The organism is Bacillus cereus group sp. MYBK216-1 (assembly GCF_051916495.1).
Lineage (GTDB): Bacteria > Bacillota > Bacilli > Bacillales > Bacillaceae_G > Bacillus_A > Bacillus_A thuringiensis_K.
The window spans coordinates 28,895-53,870 of the sequence record NZ_JBQAGT010000002.1 but is presented as its reverse complement, the minus strand read 5'-3'; the positions used below and the strand labels follow the sequence as shown (position 1 = coordinate 53,870).

Genomic DNA, 24,976 nt, shown 5'->3' with positions numbered 1-24,976 from the left:
TACGCCCCTCAAACTTATTATTAATAAGCTTATAACTTTATAATATCACAGCAACAAACAAACTCAAATAATAACACTTATATTTAGAAGCTTTTTCCTTTTTAAAATAAAAATAAAAAGACTGTTTGTTGTTATCTAAAATTAGTAACAACAAACAGTCTTACTTATGTAGCGATTTAGATTCGTATTTTACTTACTTAATTAACTAATCCAAATGCATACGACATTAACTTATTTGTCTCTGTAAAACGTTTTGTTTTATTTGATGTCCCCATGACCACTGTGATAATTCGATTATCACCTTGCTTTGCAGTCCCAGTAAAACAGTATCCTGCACTATCTGTAAATCCAGTCTTTAGTCCGTCCATTCCTTCTATATATAAACTTTTATTATTTCTATTTAACATGTCGTTTGTGCTTATAACATTAATATTATTAAATGCTAGCTGACTTTGGCGTAAGTGAGTCACTTCTAATATTTCCGGATAATCTTTTATAAGATGATACGCCAATTGCGCTACATCAGCAGCCGTCATTTTTGTTTCACTTCCATCTGGCTCTTGTAATCCAGACGCATTTGCAAATTTAGCATGTTCCGACATTTTTAACTGTTTCGCTTTTGCATCCATAAGCTGAACGAAATCTTTCTCCGATTTTGCCATATGTTCTGCTAAAGCCACAGCTGAATTATTAGCTGACTCAATCATTAATGCATGATATAAATCTTTAACAGTTAATGTGTCATTAACTTGTACTGGGATTCTCGCTCCCTCTGTTTGTGCCGCCTTCGCACTCATTTTCACTGGATCTTCCCAGCGAACTTTCCCGTTATGTATACTCTCTAGTAGAAGATACGCTGTCATCATCTTAGACATACTAGCCGGTGCAAAAGCTTCATTTTCATTATATTGATAAATAATATCTCCATCACTCGCATCGATAATCATAGCTGCTTTTGCGTTAATTTCTGGTGGGATGTACTTTGGCGGGACTACTTTTTCAGTAAATCCTGCTTTAGGTAGTTCTGCCACTTGCAAAGGTTGTCCTTCTACATTCGCTACGCTTTTTTGATTTCCTTGGAATAAGAACCAACATATCCCTAAAATAATGACTAATAGGACTGTCATCCTTCCCCATTTTAACCGATTCATTTCAAAACTCCTTTAGCAAACCTTTTATACACTCACATTTAACCTTAACAACAATTCCTTTATATAGTCAAGGTAAAAGGTATATTTATTCATAGTACAGCAATGATTATTTTAATTTACTTATGTTAAACTTACAATGTTGAAACGTAAGAATATTCAATAATAAAATCTCGTAAATAAAGCGAAACTTTAATCAGCCCCCAATCGGGCTACCCGTCAAATAGCGAGATAAACTATTTAATAGAAGGGATTCATACAAATGCTACTTCCAAAATCATTAAAATACGGAGACACAATTGGGATCTACTCCCCTTCTTCACCAGTAACCTACACTTCACCAAAGAGATTTGAACGAGCAAAATCTTACTTACAACAGAAAGGGTTTCATATATTAGAAGGTTCATTAACAGGTCGATATGATTTTTATCGTTCTGGTAGTATACAAGAGCGTGCTGAGGAGCTAAATGTCTTAATAAGAAATCCTAATATTTCTTGTATTATGTCAACAATTGGTGGGGTGAATTCAAATTCAATATTACCTTATATTGATTATGATGCTTTTCTAAAGAACCCTAAAATAATGATTGGGTATTCAGATGCAACTGCTTTATTACTAGCAATTTACGCCAAAACAGGAATCCCTACATTTTATGGACCAGCTCTCGTCCCTTCCTTTGGCGAATTTGAACCTTTTGTTGATTGCACATACAAATATTTCGCTGAAACTTTACTACATGATCATTCTCTTCCTTATCATATAAAACAACCATTATTTTGGTCAGATGAATTTATTAATTGGGAAGAAAAGACAAAGGAGAAAGAACTTCGACCAAACGATTGGATTTCAGTAATTGATGGAAAAGCTACCGGGCGTATTATTGGCGGGAATTTAAACACGATACAAGGAATTTGGGGTAGCCCCTATATGCCACATATTCAAGAAGGTGACATTCTCTTTATTGAGGACAGTTCAAAAGATGCAGCTACTATTGAAAGAAGCTTTTCATTACTTAAAATTAACGGTGTATTCGATAAAATTTCAGGTATCATTCTTGGAAAACATGAGCAATTTGATGATTGTGGTACAAATCGAAAACCTTTTGAAATACTATTAGAAGTACTTCAAAATCAAAGAATTCCTTTTCTAGCTGACTTCGATTGTTGTCATACACATCCAATGATTACCATGCCTATCGGTGTTCAAGTAGAGTTGGATGCAACAAATAAAACGATACATATTGTAGAACCTTGGAAAAAATGAATGCATGGCTTCTATTGTCTTACAATAAAAGCCATGATACTATATACTTTGGAATGTGAAAGATTAAACAAAATACGTTCCAATATCTATTATTAGGAAAAGATAGATATAAATATATATTTATATGTAAAAGAGAGTGAATAAATGAAACCAACTATTAAAAATTACGTATTTTTACATGTAGCTTTTTTGATATATTCTATCATTATGGTTTACATGAAATGGGCAGCTAAATTCCCCATTGCTTCCATCTCATTTTTTGTTGCTTATTTCGGATTAGTTATACTTTTATTCGGATATGCAATTTTATGGCAACAAGTAATTAAACATTTCGAAATTTCAAAAGCATATTCACATCGCGGGATTATTATACTGTGGTCAATGCTTTGGTCAGTATTTCTATTTGGAGATACGATTCAGTGGAATCATCTACTTGGTGCAGCTATTATTATCGTCGGAATTGTGGTGGTGACAAAAGATGAATAGTTATATGTTATTATTTATTTTCGGGATAATTTTAGCTAATTACTCACAAATATTATTAAAAAAAGCTACTTTGCAACAATACGATTCTAGAATAAAAGAATATGTGAATCCTTATGTTATTATCGGCTACTCTTTATTTGTAATTAACGCCGGATTAAATGTTATCGCCATGAAGGGCATGGCATTAAAACAAGCATCAGCATTAGAATCCTTAAGTTATATCATCATATTAATTTTTGGTTGGTATTTCCTAGGAGAAAAAATAACGAAACGTAAACTCATCGGCAACATGATTATTATCGTTGGTGTAATCGTTTATTGTATCCAATAGTAAAAAGCTCCGTTTATCACAAACGGAGCTTTTTACTATTGACCTAAATTTTGCACTTTATCTTTCAAATCTCGAACTTGATCTACCGTCTGCATAAGCTCAGAGTTTTTAAATTGCTCTACATCCACTTTCCCTTCTTCTATCTTTGTCATCGCCGTATCAATTAACGTATTTAACTTTTCGTTATATCCGACGATTTGTTGATGAAGATCCTTTGCTACATCAGGTGGCGTTAATTCATTGAATGCGGGTATATCTTGTTTAATTTCACTAAGCTTCGTTTCTAATTCTTTTCGAGCCTCACTATCATTGACGGCCTTTTCTGCTAATGCTGGTGCATCATTTGCAAATGCACTTATTTCATTTACATAGTCTGTCGCCTTTTGAGCATAATCTATGGAGTTCTTTCCTTCTTCCACTATTGAACATCCCATTAAACCAATTGAAACTATAAATACTAATAAAATTGATTTTATTTTCATTTTAGACTCCCTTCGTCTTTATCATCGTCTGTAATTTTCTCTATACATAACTTCTAGCTAAATTGTTTATAACCTTTTTCAAATAGCTATTTATCCTCTTACATGCCCTATTATCGTTACAACATCTATTTCTATATGTACGCTTATAATATCTTCAATTATATCCATATATCCTTGTCCTATAGCTGTTCCATAGTGTAATGTAAGCCCTTTCTTTTCATACACTGACTTTGGCACTGAAAAAATAAATCTCCTCAAGTTTCTTTCATCAGCTGGTTCCATAATTAAAACAATCCCATCCTCATCAAACATATACGCTCGCCCTCCAACTTTACATTCACTATGGCTCAGTATTGCCTTGGTCAGCAAAATTTAAAACATAATAAGTTAAGATACTCTCTGCTCCATCATAAAGTGAAACTTTAATTAGCCCTCACCAATCGTTTTTTACTGGCAACAAGGCCCCAACCTAACTTCATTCCTTTCACTCAATTTTGAGATGGGGTTTTACTGCTCGGCAAATAGCGGGATAAAAATAAAAAGCATTCATTCTTTTTTGTTAAGAATGAATGCTTTTTAAAAAATCAATTTCTAACTCTAGCATCTTTTTTTGACGAGGCTTTACTTTTCTTACGGGAACTCCAGCATAAATATACCAATCATCTAAACTCTCTTTTACCATACTCATCGCGCCGACTGCCGTACCTTCTCCTACAGTTACATTTGGAAAAATAATAGAATTAGCACCAATAATCACATGTTTTTTTAAAATAACTTTTTCTGCTTTCACATTCCTATATTGATTTGGGACGGTTGGCCCCATTAATGTATTTCCACTGAAATCATCAAGTACTGCATATACGATTGTTTTAGCTGAGATATTTGCAAAATCATGCATTTCAATCCCAACTTCCCCTCCATATAACGCTGTATACGCTGATATGTGCGAATAACTTCCAATTGTGATCTTACCACTTAAAATGCAAAAATCATCAATTCTTACATGATTACCTACTGATATAGCACTCGGATTATATATACTTGCTTTTTTACTAACCAATACATTTTTCCCAACAGATAAAAATCCAATTTTCTTTAGTTCTTCTTGGCTATAAAAACTATTCATCTGCCCAAACCACCTTCTGCCCTAAACAGCTTACAATTTGTTCTACTATTTCTTCCGTCATTCCTTCCCATAAAGGTAAACTTACGATTCGTTTTGCTATTTTATTCGTTTTTGTTAAATCTGTAGACTTATAGTTTCTAAAAAGAACTTGTTGGTGGCAAGATGGTGAAAAGTATAATCTAGCTTCTATTTTCTGTTTTTTCAGTTCTTCTATTACTTGTATGTTGCGAACTTCTTCTGGACAAATGATAGGCATAAATTGGTGAATAACTGCTTCTGTCTTTTGGACTTTCCACCCTTTTTTCATTAACCCAGTATTTTGTAACAACTGTTTATACCATTCAGAAATAAGGGTGCGTTCTTTTAATTTTTGATCCCACTTTTTTATAGTCGCAATCCCAATAGCTGCTGCGTATTCAGACATTTTACAATTAAACCCCATCATCGTACATTCACGATTTTTATCAAATCCGAAATTCCCCATTCTTTTAATACGTTGTATATCTTCTTCGTTTTTACTATATATGAGCCCTCCTTCACCAATTCCGAACGGTTTTGTTGCATGAAAGCTATATACGATCATTCCACTAAAATCTTGACCGTAATGCATCCCTCCATTCATTAAACCAAATCCCGGCGCCGCATCTACGACAACCGGAATCCCCTTCTTCTCTAATTCTTCATATTCTTCTAAGTTCATCCATGATCCAAAAGTGGCGTACGGGACAACAATCGCAACCTCTTCTTTTAATTCTTCTATCTTATGCAAAAGTACGGTTTTATCCATATACCAATCATCTATTGAAATATCAATAAAGTAAGGTTCCAATCCACACCAAATAGCGGCTAAGGCAGTCGCAGGGAATGTAAAGCTAGGCATGAGAGCATACTTTCCCTTTCTTCTTTTCTTTAGTTGAATAGCCGCCATTAACCCTAACGTTGCGTTTGCTACTGTTGTAACAGCTCCCCTTTTTTGAAAAAATGACGACATAATTGTTTCCTCAAAACGTTGATTTATAGGTCCATAATTCGTATATATGTGAGATGTATCAATTTCCTTCAATTCGTCCAAATACTCACTTACAGGTACAGTTGAAGCACGTAAAAAAGGAATATTCTCCATATCTATCTATTCCTTCCTATCATTTTCGGACAATATAGAGCATATCTGTTTCAGATAATCCAAATTTCCTAGCGCTTTTCATTCCTTGTTTTTCCGCTATGTTATATAATTCTACCTTAAATCCTGCATTCATTAATCGTTGAATAAATCCTGATTGATTATAAATTCTCACATGATCTTCTTGACCAAAAGCTAATTTCCTTAATTGTGGAGTTACAATTAATTCATTCTCTATAATAGAATCCACATTCATTACGATTGGTACTTGAATAATTCCCCATCCACCTGGCTTTAGAACCCTATATAACTCTCGCATTGCTTTATCATCAGCAGGAACGTGTTCTAACACATGGCTACATAATATTACATCAAAAGTATTACTATCATATGTAATTCTTGTAACATCAATTTCCTTCATTAATGGATCCTTCGGTTCTAAGTCACCACATACATACGTAATATTTTTATACTCGTTAAACCAATCTCTTAATTTCGCTTCAGGTGCAATATGAAGCATAGTATAGTTTCTACTTAACAAGTCCGTTTCCGTTTCAATGTACACCCGATACAATCTTTCACGATCCATCGAACTACAAATTGGACATATACCTGTATCTTTATTCCACATCTCAAATTTATATTTCGGAAAATCATAATGTGCTGGCCAAGGGGAAAATTTTTCAAATTGTTGATTGCAATATTGACAATAACAACATTCTTTCTCGAATATATGAGCAACTAACTTGTTTAACCCTTTTTTTATCTTTTCATTATAAATTTGATCTAGCTCCCCATTTCTTACTGCATCCTTAACTATAAATCCCGCATTTTCTAAACAATAAGATAAACTCTCTTTATAATCTCTTTCAGAACTTAAAAATCCACTATTATACGCATCAATAATCAATTCAATCCACTCTTCAATTGTCATTAAAATAAAATGCATTTGTTTTTGATTTTGTCCACTATGTTGTCTAAAATAACTAAGAGGTTCTTGTATATAAACTACTTTTCCTTTCCTCATCATATCTAGCCAAGTTGCGATGTCATTAATAGCAGAATAAGCCTTTCCTTTAAAATATCCAAACTTCCCGTCAAACAAATCCCGATTAAACAAAACTGTTGTCGGCTCACCAACTACATTTTTCAAGTTTTTTAACATATAATTTCCTAATTCTTTTCCTTCAAAAAGTGTAGTTTCTTTCGCGATTTTCATATTTAATGTTGAAGGTGGTAATACCTCTCCATCCCCATCAATCAGTTCACGATATGACGTCACAAATGAAATATTTTCTAACGTCAAAAAGTATTTTATCATTTTCTCGATCTTTTCATGATGAAATAAATCATCATCTAATAAAAAGTTTATATAGTCCCCATTCGCAAGTTCTACACACTTATTAAAGTTTTCGGCAACTAACGGCGTTTCATTTTTAACATATGTAATACACTCATATTCACGTAAATACGGTTGAATCATAGCATTGACTTCATTATTTGTACTGTCGTCAGAAATAATAATTTCAATATTTTCATATGTTTGATTGAGAGCGCTGTTGAGTGCTAATTCCAAGTAATAAGGTCTATTGTACGCAGGAATAAGTATACTTACTTTCGGTAAAGAAGAATTATTATTTATATGTTGTTTTTTCTTTTCTATGTTTATTTTCTTCGCTCTAATTTTTTGGTAATAGTCTAATGTATATAATATCGATGATGGAACTATCCTTCTTGCATAATCTAGAAAATTAGTTATTGCTTTGTCTAACTCTTTTTCAGTGGATAAGAAACCATATTTTTCGCCTGCTATAATACTGTGTGAAAAATCTTCTAACCCATCCATCATTTTATTAGATTCATTTAACTGTTGATCTGGATGTAATCGAAAGTAACTAAGCGTCTCTGCTATATATACTGCTTTTCCTTTACTTAATAAAGATAACCATGAAGCTATATCTACGTTACATAAATACCGCCTCTTATCAAAAATTCCATATGGTTCTTGTAAATCATTTTTACGAAATAAAACTGTTGTCGGTTCTCCAATATAATTTTTTTGATCCACAATTACCTTATTTCCTAATTCTGTTCCCTCTATAATCGTATCTTCTTCAAATAAACGGACCGTCGAATAAATATGTCGTAGCTCTTTCCCTTTATCATCAATGACTTGACGATGAGATGTTACAAGCTTAATTTCATTATCTAAATCATTGAAAAAATACTTCATCATTTTTTCAATTTTATTCACATGAAATACATCATCATCCATTAAAAAATTTATATATTCACCGTTCGCTTCATTAAATAACATTAGCGCATTTTCAAATTGTCCGAGAGTTGATCTATTTTTTATATAAATAATATTTGAATGATCACATAAGTATTTTTGTAACACTTTTTCTGTTTCATCATTCGTGCTGTCATCTCCAACTATAATTTCTATATTAGGGTACGTTTGTTCTAACACACTACATAACGCCTTTTCAAAGTAACGAGGACGATTGTACGTAGGAATTAATACACTTACCAACGGAAGTTGCTCTACCACCTCTTCATTTCTTTCAATACGAGTTCTCATTTTAACTCTCTCACCTCTTCGCATATTATTTATATACGCGACACAAAAATCACATTACTTTAACTGTATGGAGCCTATATACTTTTATGCAAACATGAAACAAAATATCATACTTTTCGTTCCTAAATAAACATATTTAATAACGCGGACATTTTATTTGCACCTTTTTTATTCATATGATCACTATCATAAAAATCATCATCACAAAATAATGGCGAATCAAATAGATCTATGATTTGAAAAGAATATTGAGTTTGAAAATCATTTATAACTTTATAAAAATCTTCTTTTAATTTCTTACTACTACAATTGAAATAATGTGAAGTAACTGGGAATACAACAATTAATGGTTTTATATCATTTTTTAACAGTAATTCTAAATATTTTTTAAAAATTATTTTATTTTCAACTAAAGTATGAGGATACGCCAATTTAGCATGTGAAGCTGCTCTTATTTTCCCGTGTTCTTCAAAAGGAATATGAAGAGGAGTGATATTCCATTCAGCATTTATCCAAGGCAGTATCAATGATTCATCTTTTAGTTCATCTAATAAAATATATTCAAAATGCAAATTAAAAATAGAAAGAAGTGGTTTCGGAGTATTTAGATGGGAGAATCCATCAGTGGGTAGAGGAGAGTGAACTACAGTATGATGACCATCTTGAAACAATGGATAATATACTTTGTGAATTCTATATGATTCAGATGATAACGACATATCAAAGTAAAACGAGAAATAGGCTATTCCTATTAAACAATATTGAAATGAATGATTGTTTGATAAAAGTTGTGACGCTATTAAATAATCATAGTATAGATCTTGCGATGGAAGTGTTAATTTTATTGACTTTTTTGAGAGAAGCTCCGTACTTATGCCACAATGCGGATAAGACAAACCGGTAGCAAACAATTCATACGTCGGATCACTCTTTGCTTTTTTCATAGAAATGTATAAAGACATAAGATCCGGATTTATTTGATAGATAGAAATTAATTTATCCTTCCATTCATACATGTATTTTGTTAAATTAATAATTTTTGAACTTTGCACGCCCCTATTTATCAAGTCATTTGTAAGTTTTTCTGCGTCCCCTCTCCAAATGACTATATATTGAAAAGAACTTTCTATACGAACAACATCTGAAACGTCCACAACATGAACTATTGTTTTACATTTATTTTTGTCTAACGTATTTCGAATCCTATCCCCTGATAATTCATCACTTAAAACAATGATTTTATATTGCTCCTTCATGTACATCCCCTCCATTATATGTATAATATGAAATTCATTTTTAATTCGTAACAATCATATACACCTGCAATCTAACAAAAAAAATAGCTCCACCATTAGGCCTAGCTATTTTTACAATTATTGCTTATTCAAATTATATTCCTTTATCTAACTCATAAAGTTTACGATACTTTTCATTTTCTTTCAGAAGTTGTTTATGACTACCTTGCATGACAATTTGGCCACGATCAAGGAATATAACTTCGTCTACATGTTCTATTCCTACAAGATGGTGCGTAATCCAAATAACCGTCTTTTCTTCCGTTGCAGAAAACATTGTTTCAATTAAAGACAATTCTGTTTTTGGATCTAAACCGATAGTCGGTTCATCAAGTACAATAATTGGTGTTTCTTGCATAAGAGTTCTAGCAAAAGCAACCCTTTGTCTTTCCCCACCAGAAAACCGCTTTCCCATTTCATGCATTTTTGTTTGTAATCCGGCTGGAAGAGAAGTAACATGTGAAGCTAATTGTGCTTTCTCTAAAGCTTTCCATATCTCTTCATCCGTCGCCTCTGGTTTGCCAATTCGTACATTATTTCCAATTGTCGTATCAAACAAATGCGGCTTTTGATTTAATACAGAAATATATTTAGATAAAAGACTCGTATGAGCTCGTTCACCATTTAGTACAACTTGGCCATTTACTGGGCTTAACGCCCCTGTTAACAATTTTAGTAAAGTAGATTTCCCTGTCCCACTTCTCCCTAAAATAGCAATTTTCTTCCCTGCTTTTATTTGTAATGATACATCTTTTAATACAATCTCATTACTATCTGGATAACTATACGATACGTGATTCAGTTCAATATCTACATGTTTTGGTTCAATATAATCTTTCTCTCCATGCAAATCCGTTTCATCATGTAAAACACTATCACTTTCTACGCCATTAAGACGATGGGTAGATTCTACATACGACGGTATTCGATCGATAGCATCTGCAATAGGAATAAGCGCGTTCGTTACAGATAAAGTCATTAATACGAAAGCTGCGATAACTGTAGGAGCAATTTGTTCACTTGCCGCTTCATTTCCAGTCCATATAATCATTGAAATAACTACAATACCTACTACTAATTGAATGATACTGTCCCGAATATGATACCAGCGTTTCACTCTCTTTTCGATTTTTAACAACTGATCATTTTGTTTTACATACTCATTAATAAATTCACCTTTACGACCACTTGCCTGCCAATCAGATAATCCAAAAACAGCATCCGTCAGTTGTTGATACAAACGACTTCTGCCTTGCTTTAAAGTAACATGATGTTTCTTCATCAAAAGTAATGATACAAACGGAAGAAGAAAAACGATAATAGCTAACATACAACCTACAATAAGTGCAAAAACAAAATCAAATGCACCGATAACAAGTACAAAGATACTATAAACAACTAGCGCTAATATGCTAGGAAATATTGTACGTAAATATAGGTTTTGCAAATGCTCTATATCTTCGGATAACACTCCTAACATATCACCCGTTTGAAATCGAGAACGGAAAAATAACGCCTGTGGTTCTACTATTCTATATAGCCTCGTTCTCATTTTTTCTAATATACGTAGTACGACATCATGTCCGACTAAGCGCTCTATATAATGAAATACAGCTTGCCCTATACTAAACGCTCTTGTTGCAACAATAGGAACATATACAGCCATTACATTTTCTGGTCTAAGGGCAGATTTTGAGATTAAATAACCTGAAATAAAAAGTAACATCGCTCCTGAACTAACTCCAAGAAGACCAAGGAAAATAGTTAAAGTCATTCTACCTTTATTTTGTTTTATATAAGGTTTAACCCAGTTACTCATTTCTCTCCCCTCTCTTCCCTATGAAAATGTAATGTCTCATTCTCTAAAAGTTCTTCATACGTCCCACTTTCTTTCATTTCCCCTTTATTTAAAATAAGGATATGGTCCATTTGTTTCATCCAATGTAGACGGTGGGTTGCTAAAAATACTAACTTTCCATTAAATAGACGTAACATCGCTTGCTTTATTTCAAATTCGGTTTCAATATCAAGATGTGCCGTAGGCTCATCTAATAAAATGATTGGTTTTTTACTTAAAAGTGCACGCGCCATAGCAACACGCTGTTCTTGTCCGCCACTTAGCATACGTCCACCTTCTCCAATTCTTTCGTGCATCCCATTTGGAAGTGATGTAACGAGTGAACGCAGGCCGACTTCATTAATAACTCTTTCAACTTCTTCATCTGTTGCATTTGTCTCATAAAAACGAATGTTATCCTTTAATGAAAGCGGAAAAATATAAGGTTGCTGCGGAATATAAGCGATATTTTTTTGCCAATCTTCACGAGTAGATCCATCAACTTCTAGACCATTTACTAACATCTTTCCACTCGAAGGAGATAAAAACCCGGCTAATACGTCGATTAACGTCGATTTCCCCGCACCACTTTCACCAATAACACCAATAGCACCGTTACCTTCCCAAGTAAAATTAATCCTTTCTAATATAGCCTTCTCAGATTCAGTATTATTAACTTTAATATCTTGTAATTTCAAGCTACTAGAGGCATTCCATACTATATCTTCATTTAAATCTTTCTTTTGTATTCTTTTTTGTTGTTGCAAAATCTCTTCTATTTGCTCCATCGCAATTTGTCCATCTAATGTCGCATGATAATTTGCTCCCACTTGTTTAATCGGCAGAAAATATTCCGGAGCTAAAATCAAAATTGTAAGGGCTGGTAATAGTATAATCGTTCCATCTATTAAGCGTATCCCTAATCCAACTGCCACAAATGCGATTGATAAACTCGTAAAGAAATCTAATGCAAAAGAAGAAAGAAAAGCAACTCGCAAAGTACGCATCGTTGCTTTTCTATATCTTTTACTTACTTTTTCAATCTTTCCTTCGTGCTGTTCACTTTTCCCTAAATACTTTAATGTTTCTAAACCTTTTAACGTATCTACAAAATGGTTCGAAAGTACACGATATATCTCATACTGACTATCTGCCATTTTTTGCGCTGCTAATCCGAGAAGAATCATAAATATGATCACGATAGGAATCGTTACAACTAAAATGATTCCAGACTCAATATCTAGCGTAAAAACATATAGTACAATTAGACCTGGAACGATACTGCTTCTAATCATTTTAGGAATCGTTAATTCAATATATGTTTTAAATTTCTCAATCCCCTCAATTGATAAGGTAACCAGATGACCAGTTCCAACCGTTTGAACATACCTTGGACCTAATGTGAAATATGCCTCTATCAATTGTTTTCTTAGTAACGACCCTGTTTTTTCGGCAAAACGTTCCACTAATATTTGTGATGTTCGGACTACTATGTGACGCGCTGCAAACGCGATACCAAAATAAACAACTTCACTTAATATTGTTTGTACTGTCTCTCCATGAAATAAAAACGTAATAGCTCGTGCTAAAAAGATTGTTTGCGCAATAATACTAAAAGCTTCTAAAATACTAATAATCGTTAACGCTACATATAAAATACGGCTACCGGGATAAGACGGAAGTCCTCTTTTTCTTTTCATTAGTACTCCAAATCGTTGTCTGACTTAACAGGTTGTCTAAATACATAATAACTCCATATTTGACTTCCGATAACGAAAGGCAAAATAGCAATCGCAAAGTAAGTCATAAGTTTTAATGCATAAGCTCCTGATGCTGCGTTGTAAATTGTCAAATCATTCATTGCTCCTAAAGAGCTAATCATAACACGTGGGAACATACCGATAAATACACTCGCACTTAGTAAAATGATTGTTAAACTCGTCATAAAGAAAGCCCAACCATCTCTTCTTCTTTTATTTAATAAAGTGGACACTAATAGTGCTACAAAAGCTCCGATTGGCACCATAATCCATTCTGTTCCATGAGCAGTGAAAATGTCGGTTTTCCATAACCCCACACCAGCAAAAACAAGAAGTGTAATTAATGAAAATGGTGCAATTTTTATTGCAGCAATTCGTGCACGTTCTCTCAATTTACCAGTTGTACGTATCGTAAGAAATTGTAATCCGTGAACAATACATAGTAGGAGAAACATTACTCCTCCAAGTAACGCAAATGGATGAAGTAGTTGCAAGAATCCACCTACAACATTTTTACTCTCATCAATAGGTACACCTACCATAAAGTTTGCAATCGCAACTCCCCAAAGGATAGGAGGTAACATACTTCCAATAAACATCCCCCAATCCCATGCACTCTTCCATTTATGATTATCTATTTTCGCACGAAATTTAAAGGAAACACCTCTTAAAATTAAAGCAAGAAGCATAAATACAAATGGAATATAAAAACCACTAAATAAAGTTGCATACCAGTGCGGAAATGCTGCAAACATCGCTCCGCCAGCACAAACAAGCCATACTTCATTCGCGTGCCAGAACGGTCCTATTGTATTTAAGTAAACTCGTTTTTCAAAATCATTCTTTCCTAAAAACCTCGAAACCATTCCTACCCCAAAGTCGAAACCTTCCAGTACGAAGAATCCAACAAATAAGATTGCAATAACTAAAAACCATAACTCATTAAGAGATAACATACTCTTCCTCCTTATCAAATGGATCATGGCTTTGATAATCCTTTTTCGTTTTCTTATTCTTGTGGCCCTTAATGGTACGAACAAATAAGTACACACAAATTCCACCCATAATTAAATACATTGATGTGAATGAAATAAGTGAGAATAATACTTCACCGAATGTTACATTTGGTGATACAGCATCTTCTGTTTTCATTACACCAAATACTACCCAAGGTTGACGACCCATTTCAGTCATAATCCACCCTACTGTATTACCAATGAATGGAAGAGAAATTGCATACACCATTAATTTTAAATACCACGTTTTTTCCGCTAAACGATCTTTTCTTGATAAGAACCATCCGTAAGCTCCTAGAAGAAGCATGAATGTTCCACTCATCACCATCGCTCTAAAACTCCAAAACATTGTATGCACTGGTGGAATATAATCTCCAGGTCCATATTTTTCTTCATATTGTTTTTGAATTTGATTCATCCCTTCAACTTGACCGCTAAACTTATCATACGATAATAGACTTAGCATATAAGGTATTTGAATTTCAAACGAATTTTCTTTCTTCTCTGTATCAATTTTCGAAAATACTGTAAATGGTGCTGGATCCTCACTTGTATTCCATAGCGCTTCAGCTGCCGCCATCTTCATTGGATGTGTCTTAATTAATTGTTGCGCTTGTGCATGACCGAAGAATAATACAAGCGCCGTTGTAATTGTTCCAACAATGATAGAAATTCGGAAAGATTTTTTAAATACTACAGTTTCTTGTCCTTTTGTAATTTTCCATGCACTTACACCAGCAATAAAGAATGCACCTGTTGCAATTGCCGCTGTAATTGTATGCGGGAATTGTACCCATAGTTGTGGGTTTTGAATAATGGCTAAGAAATCATTCATTTGCGCACGACCATCCGCTGCCATTTCATACCCGACAGGTGACTGCATAAATGCACTTGCGGTTAAAATCCAGAATGCTGATAACATCGTTCCAATTGAAAGGAGCCAAATACACATTAAGTGAATTCGCTTCGGTAATTTATCCTCACCGAATACCCATAAACCTAGGAATGTAGACTCAATGAAAAATGCCAGTAATCCTTCAATTGCAAGTGATGGACCAAATACATCACCTACAAAACGTGAATACGTTGACCAGTTCATACCAAACTGAAATTCTTGTAAAATCCCTGTTACTACACCTACTGCAAAGTTAATAAGGAATAATTGCGTCCAAAACTTTGCCATCTTCTTATATACTTCTTGCCCTTTTACCACATACAACGTTTGCATGATCGCAATAATAAAAGCTAAACCAATTGACAGCGGAACAAAAAAGTAATGGAAAATCGTTGTTGATGCGAACTGTATTCGTGCCAATTCGAGCGTTTCCATACTAAAATCACTTCCTTCATAGTTTTTATAATAAAAGTTAATTGAGCAATCTTATCAAACTCAATTATTAAGAAATACGAAAAGACAAAAACATTTTGTATGTATTGTCGAAAAATATGAAGTTTCAGTTTTTCAAACTATTGTAATGCTATTTTTTACCTTTTCACTATTTCTGTAGTGTTTTATTCGTTAATCGAATTGTATAATATACCTGCATAGTAAATTCAGGTTATTTTTGACGTATTATTGACATCATTTTGTCTGAAATATGTCTTTTGTCATTTTTTTGAATCAGATTTTTCTCATTAGCAAAATGTGTTTTTTCAATATACTTCTTACTTTTATATCTATAAAACAATCGTTTTTCTCTTCATACACTTGACTTTCACCCGAAAAAATGTCCTCGAAACCACCCTCGATAAACGCTTGTTTTTTGTCAAGAGAAAAATGTATTTTCAAAATTCAAACTCGAAATAATGTTATTCAAAAATAGAAAATAACTTCCCTCTTCCTCGACTAAAAGTTCATTTTTTTGTCATTTTTCCAGAACAAATAAAAAAAACTGAAAGTCGATTAGACTCTCAGTTTTTTTATTTATTTTGCTGTATGTTTTCTAACGGCTGGTAAAATTTCAGTAGCAATTAATTCAATATTTTTCTCAATTTTATCAAATGGTACACCGCCAAAATCAATTTGTGCCATAAAGCGTTGTTGGCCAAATAATTCATATTGGTACAGCATTTTCTCAATGATTTGTTGTGGGCTACCAACCATTAAAGCATCACGGTAATCTATTGCATTTGTAAATTGCTGTTTCGGATACCCACCACCGCGCAGTGTAAGCATACCAGCATTAATGTGAGGGTAATATTCACTAAGTGCATCTTGTGAATTTTTTGCCGTATAAAATAAACTCGTTGTCGCAACTGGTAAACTAGCTGGATCAAATCCGCTTTGTACAGCAGCCTCACGATAAGCATCTACTGATCCTTTAAAGTTAATAGCTGGACCACCTAGTGTTGTTATCATCATTGGCACACCCGCACGCCCTGCTTTAATCGCACTAGCTGGTGGGCCACCAACTGCACGCCAAATTGGTAAATTATTATTTTTCGCTCTTGGAATAACCGATGCGTATGCAAGTGGTGCTCTGAACTGTCCATTCCAAGTTACATGTTCCTCGTTATTAATTTTTAATAAAAGATCCATCTTCTCTTCAAATAATTCTTCATAATCATTCACGTCATAACCAAGTAAACTATATCCCCCAATACGAGATCCACGACCAACCACGATTTCTGCACGTCCATTAGAAATTAAGTCAATTGTAGCAAAATCCTCATATACTCGTACCGGATCAGATGTACTTACTATCGTTGCTGAACTTGCAATTTTTATATTTTTCGTAGCTTGTGCAATAGCTCCTAAAATAACTGTATGAGCTTGTGTTGTAAAATGCGTTTGATGACTTTCACCGACAGCAAATACATCAAGTCCAGCTTCATCCGCTAACTTAGCTGTTTCAATTAATTCATGAATTCTTTGTTCTGCACTAATTTTCTCTCCGTTATGCGGATTTAAAACGTGATCACCAATTGAATATAATCCAAACTCCATCCCTTTATTTGTATCCATACGGTATTTTTCCATCATTACTCTCTCCTTTAATGAAGTGTTATTAGTTTCTCTTTTAAAAATGTTTGTAAGTCAAATGTATTTTCCTATTGCCTATAACTTCACTTGATTAGTCAATTGATGTTGTAAAAAAAATTACTCTTTCGGTAATTCTTTTTTTTCACTATGCTTATGAACTTTTGTCATTAGCTCGTATAATATTTTCTGTTCTTCTTCATTTAATACATCATCAAAAAAAGATGATTGAAATGCAAGTTGCTCTGGCAATGCTCTCTCTAAAGCTGCTTCTCCTTGCTCTGTAAGACTAATTGTTTTCGTTTTCCAATCTTGTTTTCGTACAATATATCCTTCTTTTTCAAGACGAGTTAACATTCGAGAAATGCCACCTTGTGTAACAGTTACCTTTTCAGCTAACTCCATTTGTGTTAGTGGTTGATACGTACGTATTTGCAAAAGCACATCAAATTGAGCTGTCGTTAAATCAAAACGTTTTAAAAACTCATTTGACATTTGATTACTTTGGTTCGTAAATCGTATTAAACGTAACCATATTAATGATCCTATCGTATTATCACGCATGTTTTGTCACTTCCTAGCGTTAATCTTACTATCACTTTACCACTCAAGTGATAGTAATGCAAGAAATAATTTCATTTTATATATAACTCAACTTACTTGTACTTAACTAAAGGCATCACTCGTGTAGTATTAGGTCTACTTGCCATTCTCTACACCTCCATAAAAAAAAGGATTAAGCTCCAACGCCAATCCTTATCATGCATTTATTTTTTGTTTTCAAAACAATATGTTTGAAATTCACATCGTCTTCTAATCTATTATTTTCTTTTATCGTACCGTAAATTCATTTGAGTATACCGTCTTCATGTAAAAGTTGTATAAGTTTGCATAAAAGGCCCTTGTTTACACCAATCGGGCTCTTACGGGATAAATCATTTAAGTTCTACTTTTACTTCCTCTTTAGACATAACATCAGGTCTATAAATTAATTCAAGATTAGAATCACCTTTTTTCGCTTCAAATGTTATGGCTCCTGTTAACTTACCGTTTGGATCTACATCTTTAATTTTAAAAATATTTTTATTACTAGTTGAAAATGTATGGTCCACGATACTTCCATCTCCTCTTTCAAGGTAAAAATCTAATGGATTAATTCTAACTTTTTGATTACCAATATTCTCTACTGTAACATGAACAATAACAAACTCATTACCTTTTTCCAGCTTGTCATATTCTGCCACTTGTGCTATTTGTACTTTATGGACTGTTAATTTTTGATTTCTAATTTGAGTAGTTTTTTCAATATTATATTCTCTTGTATCTTCATTCTTCGTATTTTCTTTTTTAGCACTACTTTGCTCTTCCTTCGTATTATTTGATACAGTTTTAGCTACTTCTTTCTTCTCATCACATGCCGATAAACTGAAAGCTAACGTCCCTGCTAAAGTGACTGTCGCGATTTTTTTAAACATAAATTCCCTTCCCCCAATGTGAAAATGATAAAAATCCCCAAAAACTATATATTATACTAACAGATAAATGAACAGTATATTGTCGCTATGTGTCGAATGTAATAAGGCTATGTATAAGTATGAAGTCTTACTTCGCATCATCTCTCAACTGTTCGATATATGATAAAATTTTAACAATAAGATATCCACCTTACTTACGAACTCTTTCTTCCCATAACTATGAGTATTATAAAATTTTAAATAAGAAAAAATTCAAATAAAATGATAAAATTAAACAAAGTACTAATATAAAGGTGGGCAGAACATGCATATTTCTAAACAATTTATAAAACCATTTCCTGAATATGAAGACATATTTTATGATGATTTGGAACAACATAAAAAGCACTTTTTACCCATTTGTTCTATAAACTTACAATGTATTGAACCGGAATTGGACGAATGGTTACATATTGTGTCAGCAAAAGAAATCCATGATGGTTGCGTGGGTGATTTCACCAAACCATTTCACACAAATTTTACGAAAGTAGATACATTAGGATTCGATGTCATTAATGGAAAATATAAATTTGAAGCGGATTGGAATTATTTCGAAATCGAACAAAATAATTCTGACATAATAGAACAAGCCTACGAGAGTAATGAAAGAAATTATCAAATCCGTAAAGAATATTTTCAACGTAATCAAAAAATTTATCCTTATTCTAGCTTTGGAAAAGAAATAACATCTGTAGAAGTATTAGAACGAGAGTTTGCTGAAAAACAAACAAATGGCTGGGGATTAAATTATCCCATGATAAATGGTATCCTAGATGATGTTCGTTTTATGACAGAAGAAGGTGAAGAATTATTAGAAAACTGCGATAACGGAGACGAAATTTTTGATTTTACGAATCTTCTATATGTACCAAAAGATGAATACGGACATCCCTTTACATATGTTGGATTTGTTACAGGTTATTATTTTCAAGCTTATGGTGCCGATCGTATTTACTTATTCTTTAATAAAGAATTAAGAAAAGCAGTCATTTGTTTTGAATATACATAAGATAATTAAGAAAAGTCCATTTTGAAAATTATTACTTGAATCAAAATGGATTTTTTATAAATAATTTATTTATATTTCAATTCCGCATCTACTGTGAAATGTGTAAAATCTCATATATTGTAATATCCTCTATCTCTTCAGTCTCAGGCTTTACTTCATAAAATTCAAACTGACTATATCCCCACCTATCTGGGTTATACACTATTACATTCCCTTTACAATTTTCTGTATTCTGGACATTCTTATTAAAAATGTTAAATTGAGTTTCAATCAATGAATTCTTTTGAGAAATACTCCCCACGTATTCAACAACATACTTACAATTCTTAAAATCACCACTTAGATTAACAACTAATGGAACACCTATATGTATTTTTTGCCAACCAAACGATTGTAAAATATTATCGTAATACCCTTCAAAGATAAATTTATTCATCCCTTCATGACCATTCCAAATATATAAAGGTGCATAGCAGTTATAAAAATTCCCGTCTTTCTCCGTTTCCGTAATTAAATAAGCTTTAAAATTTAGTTCTTGGAAACCATCAGTTTTATAGCCATTATCCTTTACCCTTTTCTTAATAATTTCCATGTCATAATCCTTTGGAAGAATGACCTTATATTGCATTCCAATCATGTTTATCACTCGCTTTCAATCTTATATACATTATGATAAATCGATAAGTGGCTAACGTAAAATAGGTATAAATTATGTTTGGTATCATTTATAATGATAGTGCATAAGGGGCTGAGATATATGGAAATAAATGATCTTATTATATTCAAAACTGTAGCCAGTGAGGGTTCTATTAGTAAAGCTGCTAAAGAGTTAGGTTATGTTCAACCGAACGTAACTGAGCGAATCAAAAAATTAGAACAAGAATTAGAAACGCCTTTACTACATAGAGATAACAAAGGTGTTTCCTTGTTACCTGCTGGTGACATTTTATTAGATTACACGAATAAAATATTAACTCTATTAGAAGAAGTAAAAGATGAAATTAAAACGAGTGGTTCTTCTTATATAATAGCGACGTCACAATCTATTTTGACAAATTATTTAAGTAAGCGTATTGAAGAAAACTTCAGAAATTATCAAATATATGTAGAAAGTAGTAGTCATTTGCAAAAATTACTTCAGCAACAAAAAGTTGATATGGTCATAACTTATGAGGATTATCCTGACGCATCGTTTAAAAAAGTGTTCACGACCTCAATTTCTGTAGGCTTATTAAAAGCGAAAGAAAAATGTACCATTGATTATTCAAAAGAAATTTTCTTCGTTAGCAATGACAAAAAGTGCCCTTTTAGAAATAAGACGATACAATTTCTAAAAGAAAACAATCTATCTCAGCAACAACTTCAACAGTTGGATTCTTATTCGCTTATGGAAGAGTTTATTGATGATGGAAAAGGAATAGCTTTTTTACCGATTAAAAATGATAAATTGGTACCAATTGAAGATGTTCCAGTTGAGAAATTAGCTGTTCATTTTTTTACAAATCAAAACTCTTTCAAACAAATCCCTGATGAACTATTTGGTTAATAAAAAATCCCTCCTTTATGAATCTAAAAGAGGGATTTTCATATTCTATACAATTGATTTTTCACACATTTTGCTCCACTTCTGCACTTTTCCCCTTCTTATTCCGTTTCATATTCTTCAGTCCCTTAACCGTGCCAACTAATCCTTTCGGGAAAACTAGCAATACGATAATGTACAATAAACCAAGAATAATCGTCCATCTTTCAAAAATCGGATACTCTGTAGCTAGTTCTGATAAATAATATTTCAGAGATTCAATAATTCCAGCTCCTGCAATTGCTCCAATTAACGTTCCGACGCCTCCAATCATTGTCATCAATAATGCATTTAATGTCATTTCAATTGAAAATACAGTCGTATTAACAAAGCGTAAAGTGATAACAAATAAACCACCGCTAATCGCAGCTACTACTCCTGCAACAATGCTAGCAATAATTTTATAATGAAGCACTTTATATCCTAGTGCTTCAACACGTTGCTCATTTTGTGAAATTGCCTTTAATACTTTTCCAATAGAAGATTTGGTGAAAAGACGTAACAGAACAAAAATGATAAGTAAACATATAAGTGTTACATAATAAAACGTAAAACGATCACGGAATACGTCTGGTACACCAAATGTAAAACCATCCCCTCCGTGAGTGAGCCCACGCCATTTTTCAGCAAGGACGAAAAACAACTGTGAAATAGCAAGTGTTAACATCGCATAAAAATGACTTTTCAGCCGTAAAGAAAGTAAACCAATTATATAACTAACGATTGCTGAAATGATAATTGCAGCTACTATTCCAATTAAAAAGTTCGTTATTGATACGCCTTGTCGATCAAATAAAAGCGCTACCCCATATGCTCCTATCCCAAAGAACATACAATGACCGAACGATACAATTCCTGTATACCCAAGCAATACATCAAAACTCATTGCAAAAATAGCAAAGATGAAGATTTGAGTGAACAAAATTAACAGGCTCCGTGAATCATTTACGAACGGAAATACACTTAAACAAATGAGCATACATACTCCGAAGTATACTTTAATTCGGTCCGATGTGCTGTTCACCATTTCACCCCTTTTCACCAACAAGTCCAGTTGGCTTCACTATTAAGAAAAATAGTAACATTAACATATTAATTGCAAGTGATAAATCTGGTATAAAATACGCTGTAAAAGCACCAGCTAATCCAACAATTAAAGAAGCAATAGCTGAACCTTGTACGCTTCCTAATCCACCGATAATTACTACTATAAAAGCTAAAATTGCATACTGCATGCCCATCTCGGCGAAAATAACGCCCGAATACGGTGCTAATAAGAATCCTCCCAAAGCTGCCATCCCTGCTCCTAATAAAAAGACGAAAGAAAATATCGCTTTTACATTAATACCAAGCGCTTGAACCATTTCTTTATCCATTACACCTGCACGGATCATAAGACCTATCTTCGTCTTTTTGAGTAATAGTAGTAGTGCAATGTAAATAATTATCCCAATCAAAATAACAAATAGACGATATTTAATTAATATAATACCTCCGAATGTAAAACTTCCTTGTAACCATAACGGTAATTTTGCACTAATAGGGTTTGGCCCCCAAAATATTTTAATACACTCACTAAGAACGAGCATTCCTCCAAGCGTAACGAGCAGCTGTCGAACATGATTTCCATATACCGGTCTAATAAGAAACCTTTCTAAAATAAATCCTAGGAACATTCCCATGGCTACTGCTCCAACTAAAGCTAATATATAACTTCCTGTCATATTAAATAACCAAACACCTGTAAATGCTCCCCATGCAAATAAACCACCGTGTGCAAAGTTTAAAACACTCATTAGACCGAAAATAAGTGAAAGACCTGATGCTAACAAAAAAATGAGCATCCCTGTTGAAATCCCATTTACAAATAAATTGATTAACACATCCACCCTTTTCACCTCGGATTCATGTTAAGAGATTCCTAAATATTTATGACACATTTCCTTATCCTTTTTTAATTCATTCATAAAACCGTTATGAACAATTCGTCCGTTATCCATAATGTAAAAATAATCGCCAATTTGACTGGCCATCATAAAATTTTGCTCAACAAGTAAAACTGTTGTTTTCTCTTTCATCTTCAAAATAGCTACCATTAATTTCTCCACCATTATCGGGGATAGCCCTTTGCTCGGTTCATCAATAAGTAATAATCCATCACTATTAATAAACGCTCTTGAAATAGCCAACATTTGCTTTTGCCCTCCGCTCAAGAGCCCACTTTTCTTATTCCAAAACTGCTTTAAATCCGGAAATAGTTCCAGCATCCACTCTATTTTCCCTTCTACTTCCTCACCTTTTCCCCTAGCAAGAGCGAATGTTTCTTCTACTGTCAAATCATGAAAAATACCTTGATTTTCTGGTACATACCCTATTCCTTTCCTTGAAATTAAATGTGTAGGTAATCCACTTACTTTTGCACTATCATAATAAATTTCACCATCTGCAATGCGGTGAAACCCCATAACTGAACGTAATGTCGTTGTTTTCCCTGCCCCGTTTCTACCAAACAGTACAGTAATTGTCCCTTTCTCAACAGCAAGAGATACTCCTTGCAAAATATGAAACTGATCTAAATACGTTTCTATATTATTCACTTGTAATAGTGCCACTATATAATCCCCCTAAATAAGCACTTTGTACACGCTCATCTTTCATAATTTCTTCTGGCAATCCTTCAGCCAATAACTCTCCATGAAATAAAACGATAAGATGATCTGACAAACCTAGTATCATATCCATTTTGTGTTCGATAAGTACAATTGTGCTCTCTGGATGTTTCTTAATATTTTCAATCACTTGTAATATAGCAGGGACCTCCTCAACCGAAATACCTGCCGTCGGCTCATCAAGTAATAACACATCCGTTTTTAAAGCTAATAACATCGCAAGTTCTAGCTTTCTTTTCTCTCCATGTGCCAAATCTTTCGCTAATACGTTCTCTTTCTCGTGAAGTAATACTGTTTTTAAGAAACGTCTCGCCTCTCCAACTTGTTGCTTTAATTTTGCTGGACTCGGGAAAAAACTATAGTAATCTTGTACGAATGATTGAACACTTAAACGGACATTTTCAAGTACCGTTAATTCTGGGAATATGTTTGTAAGCTGAAAAGAGCGACCGATTCCTAAGCGTGTTCGATCTGAAATCGATAGTTTTGTAATATCTTGCCCTTTAAAATACACTTCACCTGTTGTGGGTGAAATCTGTCCACTTAGTAAATTAAATAATGTTGTCTTCCCCGCACCATTTGGCCCGATAATAGAAATGAGCTTTCCTTTTTGGACAGTTAAATTTACATCTTTAATAACATGATGTTCACCAAAAGATACGCTAAGATTTTTCGTCTCTAGCAAATGTGTCACGAAATCCCTCCCTTTAAAGCCGTGAGTATGAAAGAAATATGTATAAAGAGGGTCCCCCCTCTTTATACAAAAACAACAG

Annotated in this window: 24 protein-coding genes; 5 read left to right on the top strand and 19 right to left on the bottom strand. The window is 33.3% G+C overall.

Going from position 1 to position 24,976, the window contains the following annotated elements; genetic code table 11:
- Positions 1-197: 197 nt before the first annotated feature.
- Positions 198-1,151, bottom strand: a complete 954-nt coding sequence (locus ACTFRH_RS05810; RefSeq protein WP_001080880.1) for a D-alanyl-D-alanine carboxypeptidase family protein — start codon at positions 1,149-1,151, stop codon at positions 198-200.
- Positions 1,152-1,410: 259 nt separating this feature from the next.
- Between ACTFRH_RS05810 and ACTFRH_RS05805 the strand changes: the two genes are divergently transcribed.
- The 3 genes from ACTFRH_RS05805 (at position 1,411) to ACTFRH_RS05795 (ending at position 3,229) form a co-directional block, all read left to right on the top strand.
- Positions 1,411-2,412, top strand: a complete 1,002-nt coding sequence (locus ACTFRH_RS05805; protein WP_000926323.1) for a S66 family peptidase — start codon at positions 1,411-1,413, stop codon at positions 2,410-2,412.
- Between the two features lie 144 nt (positions 2,413-2,556).
- Positions 2,557-2,898 (top strand): EamA family transporter, encoded by a 342-nt coding sequence (locus ACTFRH_RS05800; protein WP_000805125.1) that lies wholly within the window; start codon positions 2,557-2,559, stop codon positions 2,896-2,898.
- On the top strand, positions 2,891-3,229 hold the full coding sequence (locus tag ACTFRH_RS05795; protein ID WP_001089868.1) for an EamA family transporter: 339 nt from the start codon (positions 2,891-2,893) through the stop codon (positions 3,227-3,229). Before ACTFRH_RS05800 ends, ACTFRH_RS05795 begins: the two co-directional genes overlap by 8 nt.
- A 35-nt stretch (positions 3,230-3,264) precedes the next feature.
- On the opposite strand, the gene ACTFRH_RS05790 is transcribed toward ACTFRH_RS05795, so the two are convergent.
- The 13 genes from ACTFRH_RS05790 to ACTFRH_RS05730 form a co-directional block, all read right to left on the bottom strand.
- Positions 3,265-3,711 carry a DUF6376 family protein gene (locus ACTFRH_RS05790; protein ID WP_000695203.1) on the bottom strand — a complete coding sequence of 149 codons (447 nt, stop codon included), beginning with the start codon at positions 3,709-3,711 and terminating at the stop codon, positions 3,265-3,267.
- A 90-nt stretch (positions 3,712-3,801) separates the two neighbouring features.
- Positions 3,802-4,023, bottom strand: a complete 222-nt coding sequence (locus ACTFRH_RS05785; protein ID WP_000459099.1) for a hypothetical protein — start codon at positions 4,021-4,023, stop codon at positions 3,802-3,804.
- 247 nt (positions 4,024-4,270) lie between these two features.
- Positions 4,271-4,837: an acyltransferase gene (locus tag ACTFRH_RS05780; RefSeq protein WP_001084185.1), complete on the bottom strand. Its 567-nt coding sequence runs from the start codon at positions 4,835-4,837 to the stop codon at positions 4,271-4,273.
- Positions 4,830-5,960: a DegT/DnrJ/EryC1/StrS aminotransferase family protein gene (locus ACTFRH_RS05775; protein WP_000427962.1), complete on the bottom strand. Its 1,131-nt coding sequence runs from the start codon at positions 5,958-5,960 to the stop codon at positions 4,830-4,832. Before ACTFRH_RS05775 ends, ACTFRH_RS05780 begins: the two co-directional genes overlap by 8 nt.
- Before the next feature lie 19 nt (positions 5,961-5,979).
- Positions 5,980-8,541 (bottom strand): glycosyltransferase, encoded by a 2,562-nt coding sequence (locus ACTFRH_RS05770; protein WP_001260408.1) that lies wholly within the window; start codon positions 8,539-8,541, stop codon positions 5,980-5,982.
- Between the two features lie 122 nt (positions 8,542-8,663).
- Entirely contained in the window at positions 8,664-9,797 is a 1,134-nt protein-coding gene (locus ACTFRH_RS05765) for a hypothetical protein (protein ID WP_000664246.1), read from the bottom strand.
- A 133-nt stretch (positions 9,798-9,930) separates the two neighbouring features.
- On the bottom strand, positions 9,931-11,655 hold the full coding sequence (gene cydC / locus ACTFRH_RS05760; RefSeq protein WP_000073651.1) for a thiol reductant ABC exporter subunit CydC: 1,725 nt from the start codon (positions 11,653-11,655) through the stop codon (positions 9,931-9,933).
- Positions 11,652-13,373 (bottom strand): thiol reductant ABC exporter subunit CydD, encoded by a 1,722-nt coding sequence (gene cydD / locus ACTFRH_RS05755; RefSeq protein WP_000824032.1) that lies wholly within the window; start codon positions 13,371-13,373, stop codon positions 11,652-11,654. Before cydD ends, cydC begins: the two co-directional genes overlap by 4 nt.
- Positions 13,373-14,389: a cytochrome d ubiquinol oxidase subunit II gene (gene cydB, locus ACTFRH_RS05750; RefSeq protein ID WP_000950083.1), complete on the bottom strand. Its 1,017-nt coding sequence runs from the start codon at positions 14,387-14,389 to the stop codon at positions 13,373-13,375. Before cydB ends, cydD begins: the two co-directional genes overlap by 1 nt.
- Positions 14,376-15,779 (bottom strand): cytochrome ubiquinol oxidase subunit I, encoded by a 1,404-nt coding sequence (cydA, locus tag ACTFRH_RS05745; protein WP_000448869.1) that lies wholly within the window; start codon positions 15,777-15,779, stop codon positions 14,376-14,378. Before cydA ends, cydB begins: the two co-directional genes overlap by 14 nt.
- A gap of 594 nt (positions 15,780-16,373) precedes the next feature.
- Positions 16,374-17,429 carry an LLM class flavin-dependent oxidoreductase gene (locus tag ACTFRH_RS05740; protein WP_000417563.1) on the bottom strand — a complete coding sequence of 352 codons (1,056 nt, stop codon included), beginning with the start codon at positions 17,427-17,429 and terminating at the stop codon, positions 16,374-16,376.
- Between the two features lie 120 nt (positions 17,430-17,549).
- Positions 17,550-17,993, bottom strand: a complete 444-nt coding sequence (locus ACTFRH_RS05735) for a MarR family winged helix-turn-helix transcriptional regulator (RefSeq protein ID WP_001205522.1) — start codon at positions 17,991-17,993, stop codon at positions 17,550-17,552.
- Between the two features lie 371 nt (positions 17,994-18,364).
- The gene (locus tag ACTFRH_RS05730) at positions 18,365-18,904 is read right to left on the bottom strand and encodes a DUF4352 domain-containing protein (RefSeq protein WP_000473157.1); all 540 of its coding nucleotides are present in this window, start codon (positions 18,902-18,904) and stop codon (positions 18,365-18,367) included.
- 304 nt (positions 18,905-19,208) lie between these two features.
- Between ACTFRH_RS05730 and ACTFRH_RS05725 the strand changes: the two genes are divergently transcribed.
- Complete coding sequence (locus ACTFRH_RS05725) at positions 19,209-19,952, top strand: hypothetical protein (RefSeq protein ID WP_000548212.1); 744 nt, start codon at positions 19,209-19,211, stop codon at positions 19,950-19,952.
- Positions 19,953-20,040: 88 nt separating this feature from the next.
- On the opposite strand, the gene ACTFRH_RS05720 is transcribed toward ACTFRH_RS05725, so the two are convergent.
- Positions 20,041-20,589, bottom strand: a complete 549-nt coding sequence (locus ACTFRH_RS05720; RefSeq protein ID WP_000579905.1) for a DUF4865 family protein — start codon at positions 20,587-20,589, stop codon at positions 20,041-20,043.
- A gap of 120 nt (positions 20,590-20,709) precedes the next feature.
- Between ACTFRH_RS05720 and ACTFRH_RS05715 the strand changes: the two genes are divergently transcribed.
- Complete coding sequence (locus tag ACTFRH_RS05715; RefSeq protein ID WP_000404989.1) at positions 20,710-21,498, top strand: LysR family transcriptional regulator; 789 nt, start codon at positions 20,710-20,712, stop codon at positions 21,496-21,498.
- A 61-nt stretch (positions 21,499-21,559) separates the two neighbouring features.
- Here the strand turns inward: ACTFRH_RS05715 and ACTFRH_RS05710 are convergent, their stop codons facing one another.
- Genes ACTFRH_RS05710 through ACTFRH_RS05695 form a run of 4 tightly spaced genes read right to left on the bottom strand, consistent with a single transcriptional unit; the run spans position 21,560 to position 24,897 of the window.
- Complete coding sequence (locus tag ACTFRH_RS05710) at positions 21,560-22,513, bottom strand: branched-chain amino acid ABC transporter permease (RefSeq protein WP_002163942.1); 954 nt, start codon at positions 22,511-22,513, stop codon at positions 21,560-21,562.
- A 49-nt stretch (positions 22,514-22,562) separates the two neighbouring features.
- Positions 22,563-23,423, bottom strand: coding sequence for a branched-chain amino acid ABC transporter permease (locus ACTFRH_RS05705; RefSeq protein WP_000382787.1), 861 nt, complete (start codon positions 23,421-23,423; stop codon positions 22,563-22,565).
- A 21-nt stretch (positions 23,424-23,444) separates the two neighbouring features.
- Entirely contained in the window at positions 23,445-24,146 is a 702-nt protein-coding gene (locus ACTFRH_RS05700) for an ABC transporter ATP-binding protein (protein WP_001196696.1), read from the bottom strand.
- Positions 24,124-24,897, bottom strand: coding sequence for an ABC transporter ATP-binding protein (locus ACTFRH_RS05695; protein WP_000149324.1), 774 nt, complete (start codon positions 24,895-24,897; stop codon positions 24,124-24,126). The genes ACTFRH_RS05700 and ACTFRH_RS05695 overlap by 23 nt, the downstream gene beginning before the upstream one ends.
- Positions 24,898-24,976 lie beyond the last annotated feature (79 nt).

Coding starts and splice junctions, on each gene's coding strand:
- ACTFRH_RS05720 (WP_000579905.1), bottom strand. CDS start 20,589: ATGATTGGAATGCAATATAAGGTCATTCTTCCAAAGGATTATGACATG.
- ACTFRH_RS05775 (WP_000427962.1), bottom strand. CDS start 5,960: ATGGAGAATATTCCTTTTTTACGTGCTTCAACTGTACCTGTAAGTGAG.
- ACTFRH_RS05735 (WP_001205522.1), bottom strand. CDS start 17,993: ATGCGTGATAATACGATAGGATCATTAATATGGTTACGTTTAATACGA.
- ACTFRH_RS05785 (WP_000459099.1), bottom strand. CDS start 4,023: ATGTTTGATGAGGATGGGATTGTTTTAATTATGGAACCAGCTGATGAA.
- ACTFRH_RS05715 (WP_000404989.1), top strand. CDS start 20,710: ATGGAAATAAATGATCTTATTATATTCAAAACTGTAGCCAGTGAGGGT.
- ACTFRH_RS05795 (WP_001089868.1), top strand. CDS start 2,891: ATGAATAGTTATATGTTATTATTTATTTTCGGGATAATTTTAGCTAAT.
- ACTFRH_RS05800 (WP_000805125.1), top strand. CDS start 2,557: ATGAAACCAACTATTAAAAATTACGTATTTTTACATGTAGCTTTTTTG.
- ACTFRH_RS05805 (WP_000926323.1), top strand. CDS start 1,411: ATGCTACTTCCAAAATCATTAAAATACGGAGACACAATTGGGATCTAC.
- cydB (WP_000950083.1), bottom strand. CDS start 14,389: ATGTTATCTCTTAATGAGTTATGGTTTTTAGTTATTGCAATCTTATTT.
- ACTFRH_RS05710 (WP_002163942.1), bottom strand. CDS start 22,513: ATGCTCATTTGTTTAAGTGTATTTCCGTTCGTAAATGATTCACGGAGC.
- ACTFRH_RS05730 (WP_000473157.1), bottom strand. CDS start 18,904: ATGTTTAAAAAAATCGCGACAGTCACTTTAGCAGGGACGTTAGCTTTC.
- ACTFRH_RS05725 (WP_000548212.1), top strand. CDS start 19,209: ATGCATATTTCTAAACAATTTATAAAACCATTTCCTGAATATGAAGAC.
- ACTFRH_RS05770 (WP_001260408.1), bottom strand. CDS start 8,541: ATGAGAACTCGTATTGAAAGAAATGAAGAGGTGGTAGAGCAACTTCCG.
- ACTFRH_RS05810 (WP_001080880.1), bottom strand. CDS start 1,151: ATGAATCGGTTAAAATGGGGAAGGATGACAGTCCTATTAGTCATTATT.
- ACTFRH_RS05740 (WP_000417563.1), bottom strand. CDS start 17,429: ATGGAAAAATACCGTATGGATACAAATAAAGGGATGGAGTTTGGATTA.
- ACTFRH_RS05780 (WP_001084185.1), bottom strand. CDS start 4,837: ATGAATAGTTTTTATAGCCAAGAAGAACTAAAGAAAATTGGATTTTTA.
- cydC (WP_000073651.1), bottom strand. CDS start 11,655: ATGAGTAACTGGGTTAAACCTTATATAAAACAAAATAAAGGTAGAATG.
- ACTFRH_RS05790 (WP_000695203.1), bottom strand. CDS start 3,711: ATGAAAATAAAATCAATTTTATTAGTATTTATAGTTTCAATTGGTTTA.
- cydD (WP_000824032.1), bottom strand. CDS start 13,373: ATGAAAAGAAAAAGAGGACTTCCGTCTTATCCCGGTAGCCGTATTTTA.
- cydA (WP_000448869.1), bottom strand. CDS start 15,779: ATGGAAACGCTCGAATTGGCACGAATACAGTTCGCATCAACAACGATT.
- ACTFRH_RS05765 (WP_000664246.1), bottom strand. CDS start 9,797: ATGAAGGAGCAATATAAAATCATTGTTTTAAGTGATGAATTATCAGGG.